Origin of the sequence: Pseudomonas sp. NPDC087358 (assembly GCF_044900785.1) — a bacterium.
Lineage (GTDB): Bacteria > Pseudomonadota > Gammaproteobacteria > Pseudomonadales > Pseudomonadaceae > Aquipseudomonas.
Map to the genome: position 1 here is coordinate 368,392 of NZ_JBJDOA010000003.1, position 16,233 is coordinate 384,624.

The following is a 16,233-nucleotide window of genomic DNA, read 5'->3' on the forward strand; positions in this document are numbered from 1 at the left end:
CCGGTGCTCCGGCTTATGCAGCGTCGAGGGTGCGCGTGTCGTGGGTATGTGGGGTTTGTAACGGCGGGCTTACGCGCAGGGGCAGGGTGATCCCTGCGTCACAGCTCAGCTTTCCGGCGGGGGTGATGGTGAGGGTGTGACCGCCGGCAAGCCGGGGGCTACGGGGCAGAGGGTCAGTTGCGCGGCAAATCCATCACTGCCGTCAGCCCACCGCCCGGCGTCTCTTCCAGGCGCAGATCGCCACCCATGCGCCGCGCCGCCTCGCGGGCGATGGTCATGCCGATGCCCACGCCGCCGGAGTTGCGATTGCGAGAACCTTCGATGCGGTAAAACGGTTCGAACACCGCTTCGCGCAGATTTTGCGCAATGCCCGGACCATGATCGATCACCCGGACCTGAAGCCGGTCACTGGCGTCTTCGATCTGCACCCTGGCGTGTCCGGCGTAACGCAAGGCATTGTCGATCAGGTTGTTCAGGCAGGAGCGCAGCGCCATCGGTTGCGACTTGAGCGGCTTGCACGTGCCACTGGCCTGCACGTCGTCGCCGTTGTCCTGGGCGTTTTCGGTCAATGACTCGATCAGCGCCTGCACGTCGAAATACTGCAGCACCTCACTGGTGCGCTGTTCGTTGAGGTAGGTGAGGGTAGCGTCAAGCATGCCGATCATGTCATTCAGATCCTGGCTCATCTGCGCATGCAGCTTGGGCTCTTCGATCTGTTCGACACGCAGTTTCAGGCGCGCCAGCGGGGTGCGCAGGTCGTGCGAAACGGCGGCAAGCATGCGACCGCGCTGTTGCACCTGATCGCGAATGCGTTCCTGCATGAGGTTGAAGGTCAGCGCGGCCTGGCGCGCTTCCCGCGGGCCATTGGCGGCCAGCGGCGGGCTGTCGAGGTTTTCGCTCAGGCGCTCGGCGGCTTCGCTCAAGCGCTGGATCGGTCGGCTCAATGCCCTTGCACCGAACCAGGCGGCGATGACCAGGCTGAACAACTGAAACAGCAGCGGAATCAGTGGAATCCCCAGCATTGGCGGGCGTCCGGGCGGGGGAGGCGGCGGGCGCAGTGCATCCATGGCAAGGGCCGACAGCGTGCCGTCTTTGTCAGCAGGCGGTTGAGCGGCCTCCCAGCGCGCCTCTTGCGTTGGCGGGGGCGGCATTTTCGGGCCGTAATAATGAAACCAGGCGAACGCCAGCAGATGCGCCAGGACGATCGCCAGCAGCGCGCCACCGAACAGTCGGGCGAACAGAGTGTCGGCTGAGCGGATCAACCAATGTCCTTGGCGTCGAACATGTACCCTTCGCCGCGTACGGTCTTGATCAGTTGCGGGGACTTGGGATCGTCACCCAGTTTCTGCCGCAGGCGCGAGACCAGCAGATCGATGCTGCGGTCGAAGGCTTCGATGGAGCGCCCGCGCGCGGCGTCGAGCAGTTGTTCGCGGTTGAGCACCCGACGTGGGCGTTCGAGAAATACCCGCAACAGGCGGAATTCGGCGTTGGACAGCGGCACCACAAGGCCGTCGGGTGCTGTCAGCTGACGCAGCACGCTGTTCAGGCGCCAGTTGTCGAAGCGCAGGGTGGTGCGCTCTTCGGTGCGGTCGTCGCGGACCCGGCGCAGGATGGTCTGGATACGCGCCACCAGTTCGCGCGGCTCGAACGGCTTGGCCATGTAATCGTCGGCGCCCAGTTCCAGGCCGATGATGCGGTCGGTGGGCTCACAGCGGGCGGTCAGCATCAGGATCGGGATATCTGACGAGCTGCGCAGCCAGCGGCACAGTGACAGGCCGTCTTCGCCAGGCAACATCAGGTCCAGCACCACCACGTCGAAGGTCTCTTCGGCCAGCGCCTGACGCATGGCATTGCCATCGGTGACGCCGGTGCTTTGGATGTTGAATCGCGCCAGGTAATCGCACAGCAGTTCACGGATCGGCACGTCGTCATCGACGATCAGCGCGCGGGTGTTCCAGCGCCGCTCTTCGGCCTGTGCGTTGGCGGTGTTGCTGTCAGGGGTTGTTTGCATGTTGCTGCCGCCATGTGATGCCGCCGGTGTGGGCCGCGAATGAGTAACGACGCTGCCATGCTACTTCGCTGGCGAGCGGGGCGGAAGGGTGACCGGGGCAGGTGTCGGTGGATTGTCCTGAATGTATCAGGAAATGTACAAGTGGTGGACGAGGTTGGGTGGGAGGCCTGGCATCGTAATGGGGGGGAATCGGCATTGGGAGTTTGCGCGGTTTTTGGTTCTGCCTGAGGGCAGAAGGGTTTCGCCTTCGGCGAGTGACTTGAAAAAGCCCCAAGTCACCAGGGGCCTTTGCGCCTGGTTGGGCTCCTCCTTCGTCGGAGTACCTTCACGCAGGCGTCGCTCCGTGGGCCCGCGCCGAACGGACATCCATGTCCTGACGGCGCTCTCGCGGCATCCATGCCGCTCGACCCACTACGCGCCGCCTGCGTTCAGCCTGCACCCAAGTCGCGATGTGTGGTGTCTGGACTGTCGCGATAGAAAGGCAAAAACAAAAGCAAAAGAAAAAGCAGGCGTGCACAGGGCCTCAAAAGCATGCATGGCTGTCTGATCGTTCCCACGCTCCGCGTGGGAATGCGGTATATCGGCAGCGGGGTTTGGCGCGGGTTTTTGGTTCTGCCTGAGGGCAGAAAGCGTTTCGCCTTCGGCGAGTGACTTGGAAAAGCCCCAAGTCACCAAGGGCCTTTGCTCCTGGTTGGGCTCCTCCTTCGTCGGAGTTCCCTCACTCCGGCGACGCTCCGTGGGCCCGCGCCGAACGGACATCCATGTCCTGACGGCGCTCTCGCGGCATCCATGCCGCTCGACCCACTACGCGCCGCCTGCCTTCAGCCTGCACCCAAGTCGCGATGTGTGGTGTCTGGACTGTCGCGTTAGAAAGGCGAAAGCAAAAGCGAAAGCGAAGGCAAAAGCAAAAGCAAAAGCAAAAGCAAAGGCGGGCGTGCACACGGCGTCTAAGGCACGCATGGCTGTCTGATTGTCCCCACGCTCCGCGTGGGGATGCCGGTGGGACGCTCTGCGTCCATTGACGCGGAGCGTCGATTACTGCGTTACCACGCGGAGCGTGGGAACGATCAAATGCCAAAAAATTTCGATTTCGTGACATGCCGAGATGGGGTGAACGCCACAAAGTGCGACTTTGGAAGGCCGAGCGCAGGTATTGCGTAGGGGGCAGCGCGACATGGATGTCGCGCTAGCCGCCCCCCGCCATGGATGGCGGATGGCGGCGTGCCCCCGGAGCAATGCCTGCGCGAGGGAACCCCGACGCAGGAGGGGCCGTACAGGGAGCCAGGACCCTTGGTTACTTGGGGTCTTTTCAAGTAACTCGCCGAAGGCGAAACAGTTTGGCCGTTAGGACAAATTCTAGGCGAGCCAGCCGACATATCGGATACGCGCAGAGAACCCAGCGCCCTCACCATAAACCCACTATTCGGGAATGCCGCGGGGACGCTCTGCGCCCATTGACGCGGAGCGTCGATTACTGCGTTACCACGCGGAGCGTGGGAACGATCAAAAGCAAAAGCAGGCGTGCACAGGGCCTCAAAAGCATGCATGGCTGTCTGATCGTCCCCACGCTCCGCGTGGGGATGCCGGGGGGGACGCTCTGCGTCCATTGACGCGGAGCGTCGATTACTGCGTTACCACGCGGAGCGTGGGAACGATCAAATGCCAAAAAATTGCGATTTCGTGACATGCCGAGATGGGGTGAACGCCACAAATTGCGACTTTGGAAGGCCGAGCGCAGGTATTGCGTAGGGGGCAGCGCGACATGGATGTCGCGCTAGCCGCCCCCCGCCATGGATGGCGGATGGCGGCGTGCCCCCGGAGCAATGCCGGCGCGAGGGAACCCCGACGCAGGAGGGGCCGCACAGGGAGTCAGGACCCTTGGTTACTTGGGGTCTTTTCAAGTAACTCGCCGAAGGCGAAACCCTCTGCCTCAGGCAGAACCTAGGCCACCGCAAAAAAATGCAGATGAGCACAAACCCCAGCGCCCCACCATTACCCCATTCTTTACACCCAGCGCCCCCCACCAAACCGGCACTTTTTACATTTTCTTTATGGCCGGTACAGCCCTCCGATCTCGTTCCTTTACACCCCGCCTCACGACAATGGCTGCACACGGCAATCGCCGTATGACGGAGAGTTTTTCATGAGCGTTCTGGATGGGGTGTCTCTGCTGTTGGCCGCAGGGTTGTTCGTGTACTTGCTGGTCGCGCTGCTGCGCGCTGGTCGGGTCGAGGAGTGACGGCCATGCACAGCTACGACTATCTGCTGATTCTGGCCTTTTTCGCGCTGGTGCTGTTGCCCGCGCCCTGGTTGGGCCGCTTCTACTACCGCGTCATGGAAGGCGAGCGCACGTTCCTGACCCCGGTAATGGGCCCGGTTGAACGTATCTGCTACCGCCTGGGCGGTGTCGATCCCAAGGTCGAGCAAAACTGGAAGACCTACACCCTGGCCCTGCTGGCGTTCAACCTGGCCGGCTTCATCGCGCTGTTCGCGATCCTGCTGTTTCAGGGTGCCTTGCCGCTCAACCCGCAAGGCTTGCCGGGGATGGAGTGGTCGTTGGCGTTCAACACCGCGATGAGTTTCGTCACCAATACCAACTGGCAGAGTTACAGCGGCGAGGCGTCGTTGAGCTACCTGAGCCAGATGGCAGGTCTGACCGTGCAGAACTTCGTCAGCGCCGCCACCGGTATCGCCGTGCTGGTTGCCTTCTGCCGAGGCATCAGTCGGCGCTCGACGCAGCATCTGGGTAACTTCTGGGCCGACATGACCCGCGCCACGCTCTACGGGTTGTTGCCACTGTGCATCGTCCTGGCGTTGTTTCTGGTCTGGCAGGGTGTACCTCAGACCTTCGCCCACTACGTGGATGCCGTCTCCTTGCAAGGCGTCGATCAGACCCTTCCCCTGGGTCCGGCCGCCAGCCAGATCGCGATCAAGCAATTGGGCACCAACGGTGGCGGCTTCTTCGGCGTCAACTCGGCACATCCGTTCGAGAACCCGACGGCCTGGAGCAACCTGTTCGAGCTGGTCTCGATCATCCTGATTCCAGTCGCACTGGTGTTCACGTTCGGTCATTACGTCAAGGACATGCGCCAGAGCCGCGCCATTATCGCCTGCATGCTGGTGCTGTTCCTGGTGGGTGGCGCCACCGCGCTGTGGGCTGAATACCAGCCCAACCCGGCGCTGAACATTGCGTCAGTCGAACAGACCGCGCCGATGGAAGGCAAGGAAACCCGCTTCGGCACCACGGCAACAGTGCTATGGGCCACAACCACCACGGCTGCGTCCAACGGCTCGGTCAACGGCATGCATGACAGCCTCAACCCGCTGACCGGCATGGTCGCGCTGGCCAACATGATGGTCGGTGAGGTGATTTTCGGCGGGGTCGGCGCGGGGCTCTACGGCATGTTGCTCAACGTGCTGATCGCGGTGTTCCTCGCCGGTCTGATGATTGGTCGCACCCCCGAATACCTGGGCAAGAAGCTGCAAGCCCGGGAAGTCAAACTGCTGGTGGCGACGCTGATCGTGATGCCGGTGGGCGTGCTGGTGTTCGGCGCTCTGGCGGCGTCGCTGCCCGGCCCTGCCGGTGCGGTCAGCAATCCCGGCCCACACGGCTTCAGCCAGCTGCTCTACAGCTACACCTCGGCCACCGCCAACAACGGCTCGGCGTTCGGCGGTTTCAGTGCCAACACGCTGTTTCACAACCTGATGCTCAGCCTGTCGATGTTCATTGGTCGCTTCGGCTACATCCTGCCGGTGCTGGCGTTGGCGGGCAGCCTGGCAGCGAAAAAAACCACGCCACAAGGCCTGGACAGCTTCCCCACCCATGGCCCGCTGTTCGTCACCCTGCTGACCGTGACCATCTTGCTGGTGGGCGGCCTGACGTTCCTCCCGACCCTGGCGTTGGGCCCGATTGCCGAACACTTGAGCCTGGGCTTCTGAGGACCTGAATCATGAACATGCATGCACCTGTAACAAAGCACCCTGCGGCGAAAACCCAGGAACAGCCGACGCTTGCCCGGCAGCCCCGGACCGGCTTGGCCGCCTTGTGGCGCCCGGCGCTGGTTCAGGCCTTCGTCAAGCTTGACCCACGCCAGCTGCAACGCGCACCGGTGATGCTGGTGGTGGAACTGACCGCTATCCTGACCACGGTCCTGTGCCTGATTCCGGACCCGGCGGTGCCGACCCTGGTCGCCGTGCAGATTGCCGTCTGGCTGTGGTTCACCGTGCTCTTCGCCAACTTCGCCGAGGCCCTGGCCGAAGGGCGCGGCAAAGCTCGGGCTGACAGCCTCAAGGCCGGCACTGAAGGTTTGAAGGCGCGACAGGTGAACGCCAGCGGCGGTTTTCTGATGGTCAACGCCAGCACCCTGCGCAGAGGCGATGTGGTGCGGGTCGAAGCCGGGGAGTTGATCCCAGGCGACGGTGAGGTCATCGAAGGCATCGCAGCGGTCAACGAAGCGGCCATCACCGGCGAGTCCGCGCCGGTGATTCGCGAATCCGGCGGCGATCGCTCGGCGGTCACCGGCAATACCCGACTGGTGTCCGACTGGCTGCTGGTGCGCATCAGTGCCAACCCGGGGGAATCGACCCTGGACCGCATGATCGCCCTGGTCGAAGGCGCCAAACGGCAGAAGACTCCCAACGAAGTCGCGCTGGATATTCTGCTGATCGGCCTGACTCTGATCTTCCTCTTGGTGGTCGTGACCTTGCAGCCGTTCGCCCATTTTGCCGGCGGTAACCTGCCGCTGGTGTTTCTGGTGGCGCTGCTGGTGACCCTGATTCCGACCACTATCGGTGGGCTGCTGTCGGCCATCGGTATCGCCGGGATGGATCGACTGGTACGCCTGAACGTCATCGCCAAATCCGGTCGCGCGGTGGAAGCGGCAGGCGATGTGCATGTGCTGCTGCTGGACAAGACCGGGACTATCACCTTCGGCAATCGCCGTTGCGCGGCGGTGTATGCCGCACCCGGCATCAGCGGCAAGGCGTTGAGCGAGGGCACCTTGCTGGCTTCACTGGCCGATGACACTGCCGAAGGCAAATCCATCGTCGAATACCTGCGCGCACTGCATCCGATGACCGAGCCGGCCCCGAGCCAGCTGACAGCGGTGCCGTTCAGTGCCCAGACCCGCCTGTCCGGTGTGGACCATGACGGCCATGTTTACCGCAAGGGCGCGGTGGATTCGCTGCTGGCATTCCTTGGCCGCGACCGCAGCGACCTGCCGCCGAGCCTGTCGCGGGAAATCGACAAGATCGCCAAGACCGGCGGCACGCCGTTGCTGGTGTCCGTCGACGGCACGCTGTTGGGCGCGATTCATCTCAAGGATGTGGTCAAGCCGGGGATTCGTGAACGCTTCGAGGAGCTGCGCAAGCTGGGCATTCGCACGGTCATGGTCACCGGTGACAACCCGTTGACCGCGGCGGCCATTGCTGCCGAAGCCGGGGTCGACGATGTGCTCGCCGAAGCCACCCCGGAGAAAAAACTGGAGCGCATTCGCCAGGAACAGAACGACGGGCGTCTGGTGGCCATGTGTGGTGACGGCGCCAACGATGCGCCGGCCCTGGCGCAGGCTGACGTGGGCATGGCGATGAACGACGGCACCCAAGCGGCGCGGGAAGCGGCCAACATGGTCGATCTGGACAGCGACCCGACCAAGCTGCTGGATGTGGTGCAGATCGGCAAGCAATTGCTGGTCACCCGAGGAGCCCTGACCACCTTCTCGATTGCCAACGATGTGGCCAAATACTTTGCGATTCTGCCGGCCCTGTTTGCAGCGATCTATCCGCAACTGGGCGTGCTCAACATCATGCACCTGGCCAGCCCGCAGAGCGCCATTCTCTCGGCGATTGTCTTCAACGCCTTGATCATCGTCGTGTTGATTCCGCTGGCCCTTCGTGGCGTGCGGGTACAAGCCGCCAGTGCCGCGCACCTGCTGCGACGCAATCTGCTGATCTACGGCCTGGGCGGGATTGTCGTGCCGTTTCTCGGCATCAAGGCAATCGACCTGCTACTGACCGCGTTGCACCTGGTGTAACCCTTGCTGCGATCCGCGCCGCCCAATGGCACGCGCTTCGCAGCCTCTGAATTGATTGAGGATCGAATGATGTCCACTCTATTGCGTCCCGCCGTGAGCCTGATCGTGCTGATGACCCTGATCACCGGGGTGGCTTATCCGCTGGTGGTAACGGCGGTCGCGCAGGTCGCCTTCCCGGACCAGGCCAACGGCAGCCTGGTGTATGACGATCAGGAAAAGGTCCGCGGATCGGAGTTGATCGCGCAGAATTTTACCGGCGAGCAGTGGTTTCATCCACGTCCGTCCGCCGCTGCCTACGCCACCGTCGCCAGCGGCGCGAGCAACTTGTCGCCCAGCAACCCGGCGCTGGCGACGCGGATCGGCGAGGAGGCTGGCAAAGAGCAGGTCGATGATCAGGGACCTGTACCGCTGAACCTGCTGACCACCTCCGCCAGCGGCCTGGACCCGCACCTGTCACCGGCTGCGGCTCAATATCAGGTGGCACGCATCGCCGCAGCGCGTAATCTGCCGCGCGAGACCGTGCAACGTCTGGTCCTGGCCAACACTTACAGCCCGCTGATCGGGGCGCCGGTGGTGAACGTGCTGGCGTTGAATCAGAGCCTGGATCGGTTACCGTCTGGCAAGTCGGTGAATTGACCTGACGCGAGCTTGCGATTGCCCCGACTGAGACCGCTGTCTGTAGGAGTGAGCGTGCTCGCGATACGCTATCTGCCGCGCGGGAGGTCCTGTCGATGTGCCGGCCACCGCGAGCATGCTCACCCCTACAGGTTCTGGTGCTGGCACTGAGTTTTTTGCTGCGGCGGACCGATGCAGGCACAAACAGTCATCAATTTTCAGGACAACCATCGTGAACACACACAGCCGCGCCGACGCCTTGCTGGTCAACCTGCCCCGTGACGACCGAGGGCGGTTGAAGGTGTTTCTGGGCGCCGCTCCCGGCGTGGGCAAGACCTACGCCATGCTCCAGGCAGCCCACGCCCGGATGCGCCAAGGCGTATCGCTGCTCGCCGGGGTGGTGGAGACGCATGGCCGCGCGGAAACCGAAGCCTTGCTCGGCGGTTTGCCGCAACAGCCCATGCTGCGCACCGAATACCGTGGGGTGATGCTCGAAGAGATGGATCTGGACGGGCTGCTGCTGGCCAGACCGAAACTGGTGCTGGTCGACGAGCTCGCTCACAGCAACGCGCCCGGCAGTCGTCACGCCAAGCGCTGGCAGGATATTCAGGAGTTGCTGTCGGCGGGGATCGACGTCTACACCACGGTCAACGTCCAGCATCTGGAAAGCCTCAACGATCAGGTGCGCGGCATCACCGGCGTGCAGGTGCGCGAGACCCTGCCCGACTGGGTCTTGCAGGAGGCGTTCGAACTGGTGCTGATCGACCTGCCGCCGCGCGAGCTGCTGGAACGCCTGTGCGACGGCAAGGTGTACGTACCGGAGCAGGCGAGGGCGGCCATCGATGCCTTCTTTACCCAGACCAACCTCACGGCGCTGCGCGAGCTGGCGATGCAGACCGCCGCAGCCCAGGTGGATAACGATCTGGCGCTGGGCTATCGGCAGCTGGGCCAGGCCGCGCCGGCCGTGCGCGGTCGCCTGCTGGTCGGCATCGACGGTGACGCCCAGGCCGAGCGACTGGTGCGCCATGCCAGTCGGGTGGCGCAACGCAGGCACCTGCCGTGGAGTCTGGTGCACGTCGACAACGGCCGTTTTTTCGATGAACTGGCACGTACGCGCCTGCAGAACGCTCAGCAACTGGCCGAGCGACTGGGCGGCGAAGTGGTGGTGCTGCGAGCGCCTGAGGTGGCCAGAACGCTGATTCAGCATGCCAGCGAACGCCGCGCCAGCCTGGTGCTGGTGGGGCAGTCGCGGCCTTCTTTGCGCCGCCGTTTATTCGGCGGCGGGCTGGCGGCGCGGCTGTTGCGCAACGTTCATGGCCTGGAAATCAATGTGCTCGACAGCGAAGCACGCGCCGACCAACCGCGTTCCACCACGCCGCGAAGGTGGGCCTGGTTCGACTATCTGCTGGCGCTGCTGGCGACCGTCGGTGCCAGCGCCCTGGCGTGGGCGGTGTCCAGCGTGCTGGCGCTGCCGAACATCTCCCTGGTGTTCCTCGCCGCCGTATTGCTGGTGGCCGTGCGCAGCAGCGTGTGGCCGGCGATGGTCTGCTCGGTGCTGTCGTTTCTGGCCTATGACTTTCTGTTCATTCCGCCGAATTTCTCCCTGAGCATCCAGCGCGAGGAAGACGTGCTGACCCTGTTGTTCTTCCTGATGATGGCAGCGCTTACCGGCAATCTTGCCGCTCGCCAGCGTCGGCAATTGCAGGCCCTGCGCGACACCCAGGAAGAAACCAGCGAATTGCTCGATCTGTCCAGGCGCCTGACCGCGGCCACCGATCGTCAGGCGGTGCTCAGCGCCGCCGACCACCATCTGGCGGGCTGGAGCGAGCTGCAGGTGTGCGTTCTGGATAACGACGGGGAGCAAGGCTGGAAGGTGGAAGTCGGCGCTGCACTGGAATTCTCCGAGTTCGAACGGGCGGCGGCCGACTGGGCCTGGCAGCAGGGTCAGCCGGCCGGCAAGGGCACCGGTACGCTGCCTTCGGGCAGTTGGTGGTGGCTGCCGTTGTGGGTCGACGATGCGCCGCTGGCGTTGCTCGGCGTCAGGCCGCGAGAGGGTCAGAGTTTCAGCCCTCAGCGTCGACGTCTGCTGATGGCCTTGAGTCAACCGCTGGCGCAAGCGCTGGCCCGGGCGCGGCTGGCCGAGGACCTGGAAGCCGCCCGTCTGCACGGCGAAACCGAGCAATTGCGCAGCGCGCTGCTGGCTTCGGTCTCCCACGACCTGCGCACCCCCCTGACCGCCATGCGCGGCAGTATCGACAGTCTGCTGGCGCTGGGCGAGGCGATCGCGCTGGAGGACCGCCGCGAGCTGCTGGAGGGCACCCGCGATGAGGCCGAGCGTCTGGACCGCTACATTCAGAACCTGCTGGACATGACGCGGCTGGGGCATGGTGCACTGAAGCTGGCGCGCGACTGGGTCTCGCCCGGCGACATTGTCGGCAGTACCCTGGGCCGTCTGCGTGCTGTGCTGGCGCCGTTGCAGGTCAGTACCGAGCTGCCAGCCGAGCTGCCATTGTTGTACGTGCACGCTGCGCTGATCGAGCAGGCGCTGATCAATGTGGTGGAAAATGCCGCACGCTTCTCGCCGGTCCACGGTCGCCTGCAAGTGGCGGTTCGGGTCGAAGCCGATCAGCTGGTTTTCGCCGTCAGCGATGAAGGCCCCGGCATTCCCGAAGCCGAGCGGGCGAAGATTTTCGACATGTTCTACACCGCCGCACGGGGTGATCGCGGCGGGCAGGGCACCGGGCTTGGCCTGGCGATCTGTCAGGGCATGGTCGGCGCCCACGGCGGACGCATCACGGTCACCGATGGCATTGATGGCCGGGGTACGTGCATCAGTCTGCACCTGCCGTTGCAGGCCCAGCCTGAGATCGAAATGGAGCAGGCGCTGTGACAGGCCGGTGGGTTACGCTGACGTTTTGCTATCGAAGATTCTTTGCCATGACAGGACTCCCATGAGCCAGGCGGCGACCATTCTGGTGATCGATGATGAGCCGCAGATCCGCAAGTTTCTGCGCATCAGTCTCGTCTCCCAGGGCTACAAAGTACTGGAAGCCGGCACTGGCGCCGAGGGCCTTAGCCAGGCGGCATTGAACAAGCCGGACCTGCTGGTGCTCGACCTCGGCCTGCCGGACATGGACGGCCAGGACGTCTTGAGTCAGTTCCGGGAATGGTCGGCGGTGCCGGTGCTGGTGTTGTCGGTACGTGCCAGCGAGGGGGAGAAGGTGCAGGCGCTCGACTCCGGGGCCAACGACTATGTGACCAAACCGTTTGGCATCCAGGAGTTCCTGGCACGCATTCGTGCGCTGTTGCGCCAGGCACCGGACAGCGGTCAGGCGGCATCAGCGTTGGTGATCGGCCCGCTGACGGTGGACCTGGCCTATCGACGGGTGCTGCTGGACGGCCTCGAAGTGGCCCTGACCCGCAAGGAGTACGCGGTGCTGGCGCAGCTGGCGCGCTATCCGGGGCGGGTGATTACCCAGCAGCAGCTGCTCAAGGACATCTGGGGCCCGACCCATGTAGAAGATACCCATTACCTGCGCATCGTCGTCGGCCACCTGCGCCAGAAGCTGGCCGATGACCCGGCGGCTCCGCGGTTTATCGTGACCGAGGCCGGGGTAGGGTATCGGTTGGTGGAGGGATGATCCGCCTGCTTATCAACAGGCGGTGAATCGGTGAGATGACCGCGCCGTGGTCTTGGTTTCTGCCCGCAGGGCGTGGGAGCTCGGCTTGCCAGCGATCTGCCGGGCACCGGCAGTAGAGGCTGCAAACCAAATTTTCCAGTGGCGCCGAGTCGCCCTGTTCTACTGCCGGTGCCCGGCAGATCGCCTGCAAGCATGGCTCCCACGGCCTTCGGCCAGAATCACAAGCAGACAGCGATCTGCAGCTAACTTGTGCTCCAGTGTCTGGAGGGTGAATGCTGGAACGCTTGCTCAATGCTCGCGCTCATACCGATCCAGCGTATCGCGGGCAATTTCCCGACCCAGGGCGATCAGCTCCGGCGCCTTGTAGAACTCGAAAAACCGGCAGACGCGCTTGGGCACGTTGATCAGGATATCCGGCGGGTAACCGGCAATCTTGTACTGCGCCAACGACGTCTGCATGACCTCGAAACTCTGGTTGATCAGGTCCAGCAACGAGGCGGGGCCGACGTTATCGACAATGATCGAACCACTGGCGGACTTCGGCGCACCTGCAGCCTGCGGCGCTGCGGCCGGTTGCTGGCCTTGTGGGTCGGCCGATTCGACGCCATTGCCCAGCCATGGGTTGGGAATCGTCGCGGCGGTCGCCTTGAGGCTGTCTTGCTCCAGACGCAAGACATCATCACCTGCCACATCCAGCTTGCGCCGAAAGGGCAGGTGCGAACCGATGGAGCTGATCAGACTGTCGAAGCGTTTTTTCACCGCCGGTGGACGTTCGATTACCGGCAGCTGGTAATGCGTCTGGTTGGTCGAGTTGAGGTTGACCGCCACGATCAAATCGCAATGGCTGGACACCACCGGCACGATCGGCAACGGATTGAGAAGCCCGCCATCGACCAGCATGCGATTGCCTTGAATGACTGGCGTGAACAGGCTGGGGATCGCCGCCGAGGCGCGCATCGCGGCATGCAGATCACCCTCCTGAAACCAGATCTCCTGCTGGTTGGTCAGGTCGGTGGCCACCGCGGTGTAGGGGATGCGCAAGTCCTCGATATTCACCTCGCCGACGATCTCGCGGATCTGCCCGAAGACTTTCTCCCCGCGAATCGCCCCCAAACGAAAACTCACGTCCACCAGGCGCAGCACGTCCAGGTAATCCAGGCTCTCGATCCAGGCCCGGTATTGCGGCAATTTGCCCGCTGCGTAAATTCCGCCCACCACCGCCCCCATCGAACAGCCGGCGATGCAGGCAATGTCATAACCGCGCCGCTCCAGCTCTTCGATCACGCCGATATGCGCATACCCCCGGGCGCCCCCTGAACCCAACACCAGCGCTATTCTTTTTTTCATCTACAGGCTCCCCGTTGCAATGGTTTTACCCTACGCGCAAGGCTGCCTTTAATCATCTGGAGTTTGTATAACCCTTGCGACATAAAACGGATACTCTGCGACGTCCGGGCATGGCACTTTTACATCGCCGCACCGTCAAAGCCGCATCGTCGATTTCCATTGTGAGGTAACACTGAATGAAAGCCTGGATCTGCCTGCCTTTGCTTGCCCTGGTTCTTACAGGCTGCGCCGGTAAAACCGCCTACCGCGACAGCTGCGCCACCAATCTGGACGCCGCCTGGCATGAGCTGGACCTGGCCAAGGCCGAAGGTTTTGCCGGCACGGTCAGTTACTCCAAAGCCCTTTCCCTGCTGACCGGCGCCAAGACCCAGCAGCAATTCGAAGCGTTTGAAGGCTGTTCCGAGAAAGCCGACAAAGCCCGTTTCTATATCCGCGAATCCCGCGCCGGGCGTTGAAAAACCTGCTTTGACACAGACCTGTAGCAACCCGGCTGCCGGCGGTAGCGATTCAACGAACGTTACCGCCGGCAAACGGACCGCCGCCCGGCCGGACTGCTACGCAGCCTTCGCTGCACTCACCTGCGCAACAAATCCTCCTCGATCCCGCGATTCGCTCTGGCGAAAAGGCCTACGCTGACCTTAAAGTGGCTGCACCTCTGGCATTTCCTGCAGTCCTATTAGCCATGAGCAGTCGCCTGGGGAGGCTTTCCAATGGGCAGAAAACTCGATGCGTGTCTAAACGCGATCAACGAAGTGGTGCTGGGCAAGGAACCGCAGGTGCGTCTGGCCATGACCTGTCTGTTGGGCGGCGGCCATCTGCTGATCGAAGACTTGCCCGGCATGGGCAAGACCACGCTCAGCCATACCCTTGCGCGGGTACTGGGGTTGAGCTTTCAGCGGATTCAGTTCACCTCCGATCTGTTGCCAGGGGACATTCTGGGCACCTCGGTGTTTGATCGAGAGACCGGGCAGTTCACCTTTCATCCCGGGCCGATTTTCGCCGAACTGGTGCTGGCCGACGAAATCAACCGCGCCACGCCAAAAAGCCAGAGCGCTCTGCTCGAGGCCATGGAAGAGGGGCAGGTCACCATCGAAGGTGCAACCCGCCTGCTGCCTGATCCGTTTTTCGTCATCGCCACACAGAATCCGTTCAGTCAGGGCGGCACCTTTGCCTTGCCCGAGTCGCAGCTGGATCGTTTTCTGATGCGGCTGTCGTTGGGATATCCGGCGCGCTCTGCGGAGAAGGCGCTGCTGCTGGGCGAATCACGCCGTGAATTATTGCCGCGTATCGAGCCGCTGATCGACCACAGCCAGCTGGCCGCGCTGCAGCAAGAGGCGCGCGCCGTGCGGGCCAGCGATGCGCTGGTGGATTATGTGTTGCGCCTGGTGGACGCCACTCGCAGTCAGCCGCAGTTCGCCTATGGCCTGTCGCCAAGAGCCAGCCTTGCGATCCTGTCGGCGGCGCGCGCCTGGGCCTTGCTGGTTGGCCGCGACTACGTCATACCTGAGGACGTCCAGGCAATCCTGCCTGCGGTGATCGGCCATCGTCTGCGCGAGCGCAGCGACCCGACCGGGCACGGTGGCGGGGCGTTGGTTCAATGGTTGTTGCGTGAGGTGCCGGTGCTTTGATCGAACAGTTCAAACCGGTCTGGCAGCGTTGGGTGGGGCGTCGCATTCCCCCCGCGTCACGGATCGAGCTGGATCACCGTCGAATCTTCATACTGCCGACCCGCGTCGGCGGCACTTATGCACTCGTGCTGTTTCTGCTGCTGCTGGTGTCGATCAACTATCAAAACAGCCTGGCGTACGGCCTGACCTTTCTCATGCTGTCGGTCGGCATCCTCGCCATTCTCCATACGTACCGCAACTTCAGCGGCCTGATCCTCAGCGCCGGCAATGCGCGCTCGGTGTTCGTCGGCGAGCCGGTGCAATTGCGTCTGCGTCTGGAGAGCACCGCAAGCGGCCATCAGGCCATCGCATTGGGCTGGGACAGCGAACAACTGGAAACCACGGACGTCGATCCCGAGCGTCTGGTAGAACTGGCGCTAACGTTGCCGGCCGTCAACCGGGGGTGGCTGCGGGCGCCGCGTCTGCGGGTCGAGAGCGTGTTCCCGCTGGGCATCTTCCGCGCCTGGAGCTGGCTGGATCTGGAGCAGACGGTGCTGATCTACCCACGGCCGGTGCCTGGCAGCATGCCGCTGTTGCAGGGCGTGCAGCCTCATGCCGAGGACGACGGCCAGGCAACGCGGGGGCAGGGCGTCGACGATTATCAGGGCTTGCGCCTGTGGCAACCCGGTGACTCGTTGCGGCGCATGCACTGGAAAGCCTGGTCCAGAGGGCAGGGGCTGATGGTCAAGGAATTCACCGACCTCAGCGGGCATGATCTGTGTCTGGATTTCATGGCGCTGGGGGGCGACATCGAGGAGCGGCTGTCGCGTTTGTGTTACTGGGTACTGGAGCTGTCCCAGCGCCAGCAACCGTTTGCCCTGCGTCTGCCGGGGTTTCTTTCGGCAGTCGACACTGGCGACGCGCATCGCGAAGCCTGCCTGCGGCAGTTGGCGTTGTACGGAGTGCGGGCATGAGCTTGA

The 16,233-nt window shown here is 63.3% G+C and carries 12 protein-coding genes; 9 read left to right on the forward strand and 3 right to left on the reverse strand.

What is annotated here, in order from left to right; all coding sequences use genetic code 11:
* Positions 1-173 precede the first annotated feature (173 nt).
* The gene (locus ACI2KS_RS08455) at positions 174-1,262 is read right to left on the reverse strand and encodes a sensor histidine kinase (RefSeq protein ID WP_404619013.1); all 1,089 of its coding nucleotides are present in this window, start codon (positions 1,260-1,262) and stop codon (positions 174-176) included.
* The gene (locus ACI2KS_RS08460) at positions 1,259-2,011 is read right to left on the reverse strand and encodes a response regulator (protein ID WP_404619015.1); all 753 of its coding nucleotides are present in this window, start codon (positions 2,009-2,011) and stop codon (positions 1,259-1,261) included. The genes ACI2KS_RS08455 and ACI2KS_RS08460 overlap by 4 nt, the downstream gene beginning before the upstream one ends.
* 2,143 nt (positions 2,012-4,154) lie before the next feature.
* Between ACI2KS_RS08460 and kdpF the strand changes: the two genes are divergently transcribed.
* The 6 genes from kdpF to ACI2KS_RS08490 all read left to right on the forward strand — a co-directional run bounded on the left by kdpF (position 4,155) and on the right by ACI2KS_RS08490 (position 12,299).
* Positions 4,155-4,250, forward strand: coding sequence for a K(+)-transporting ATPase subunit F (gene kdpF / locus ACI2KS_RS08465; RefSeq protein WP_037009437.1), 96 nt, complete (start codon positions 4,155-4,157; stop codon positions 4,248-4,250).
* A 5-nt stretch (positions 4,251-4,255) separates the two neighbouring features.
* Positions 4,256-5,950, forward strand: coding sequence for a potassium-transporting ATPase subunit KdpA (gene kdpA / locus ACI2KS_RS08470; RefSeq protein WP_404619017.1), 1,695 nt, complete (start codon positions 4,256-4,258; stop codon positions 5,948-5,950).
* An 11-nt stretch (positions 5,951-5,961) separates the two neighbouring features.
* The gene (gene kdpB / locus ACI2KS_RS08475; protein ID WP_404619019.1) at positions 5,962-8,043 is read left to right on the forward strand and encodes a potassium-transporting ATPase subunit KdpB; all 2,082 of its coding nucleotides are present in this window, start codon (positions 5,962-5,964) and stop codon (positions 8,041-8,043) included.
* Between the two features lie 69 nt (positions 8,044-8,112).
* Positions 8,113-8,679, forward strand: coding sequence for a potassium-transporting ATPase subunit KdpC (kdpC, locus tag ACI2KS_RS08480; RefSeq protein WP_404619021.1), 567 nt, complete (start codon positions 8,113-8,115; stop codon positions 8,677-8,679).
* A gap of 211 nt (positions 8,680-8,890) precedes the next feature.
* Positions 8,891-11,548, forward strand: a complete 2,658-nt coding sequence (locus ACI2KS_RS08485; protein WP_404619023.1) for a DUF4118 domain-containing protein — start codon at positions 8,891-8,893, stop codon at positions 11,546-11,548.
* 61 nt (positions 11,549-11,609) lie between these two features.
* Positions 11,610-12,299 carry a response regulator gene (locus tag ACI2KS_RS08490; protein ID WP_404619025.1) on the forward strand — a complete coding sequence of 230 codons (690 nt, stop codon included), beginning with the start codon at positions 11,610-11,612 and terminating at the stop codon, positions 12,297-12,299.
* Between the two features lie 288 nt (positions 12,300-12,587).
* On the opposite strand, the gene ACI2KS_RS08495 is transcribed toward ACI2KS_RS08490, so the two are convergent.
* Positions 12,588-13,646, reverse strand: coding sequence for a patatin-like phospholipase family protein (locus tag ACI2KS_RS08495; protein WP_404619027.1), 1,059 nt, complete (start codon positions 13,644-13,646; stop codon positions 12,588-12,590).
* Between the two features lie 176 nt (positions 13,647-13,822).
* Between ACI2KS_RS08495 and ACI2KS_RS08500 the strand changes: the two genes are divergently transcribed.
* From ACI2KS_RS08500 to ACI2KS_RS08510, 3 genes are all read left to right on the forward strand, one after another.
* Positions 13,823-14,101: a hypothetical protein gene (locus tag ACI2KS_RS08500; protein WP_404619029.1), complete on the forward strand. Its 279-nt coding sequence runs from the start codon at positions 13,823-13,825 to the stop codon at positions 14,099-14,101.
* 255 nt (positions 14,102-14,356) lie between these two features.
* The gene (locus ACI2KS_RS08505) at positions 14,357-15,274 is read left to right on the forward strand and encodes an AAA family ATPase (protein ID WP_404619031.1); all 918 of its coding nucleotides are present in this window, start codon (positions 14,357-14,359) and stop codon (positions 15,272-15,274) included.
* Entirely contained in the window at positions 15,271-16,227 is a 957-nt protein-coding gene (locus ACI2KS_RS08510) for a DUF58 domain-containing protein (RefSeq protein WP_404619033.1), read from the forward strand. Before ACI2KS_RS08505 ends, ACI2KS_RS08510 begins: the two co-directional genes overlap by 4 nt.
* Positions 16,228-16,233: the final 6 nt, after the last annotated feature.

Bases quoted from the DNA above. Each gene is read 5' to 3' on its own strand.
- ACI2KS_RS08460 (WP_404619015.1), bottom strand. From the start codon at position 2,011: ATGCAAACAACCCCTGACAGCAACACCGCCAACGCACAGGCCGAAGAG.
- kdpF (WP_037009437.1), top strand. From the start codon at position 4,155: ATGAGCGTTCTGGATGGGGTGTCTCTGCTGTTGGCCGCAGGGTTGTTC.
- kdpA (WP_404619017.1), top strand. From the start codon at position 4,256: ATGCACAGCTACGACTATCTGCTGATTCTGGCCTTTTTCGCGCTGGTG.
- kdpB (WP_404619019.1), top strand. From the start codon at position 5,962: ATGAACATGCATGCACCTGTAACAAAGCACCCTGCGGCGAAAACCCAG.
- kdpC (WP_404619021.1), top strand. From the start codon at position 8,113: ATGTCCACTCTATTGCGTCCCGCCGTGAGCCTGATCGTGCTGATGACC.
- ACI2KS_RS08490 (WP_404619025.1), top strand. From the start codon at position 11,610: ATGAGCCAGGCGGCGACCATTCTGGTGATCGATGATGAGCCGCAGATC.
- ACI2KS_RS08495 (WP_404619027.1), bottom strand. From the start codon at position 13,646: ATGAAAAAAAGAATAGCGCTGGTGTTGGGTTCAGGGGGCGCCCGGGGG.
- ACI2KS_RS08500 (WP_404619029.1), top strand. From the start codon at position 13,823: ATGAAAGCCTGGATCTGCCTGCCTTTGCTTGCCCTGGTTCTTACAGGC.
- ACI2KS_RS08505 (WP_404619031.1), top strand. From the start codon at position 14,357: ATGGGCAGAAAACTCGATGCGTGTCTAAACGCGATCAACGAAGTGGTG.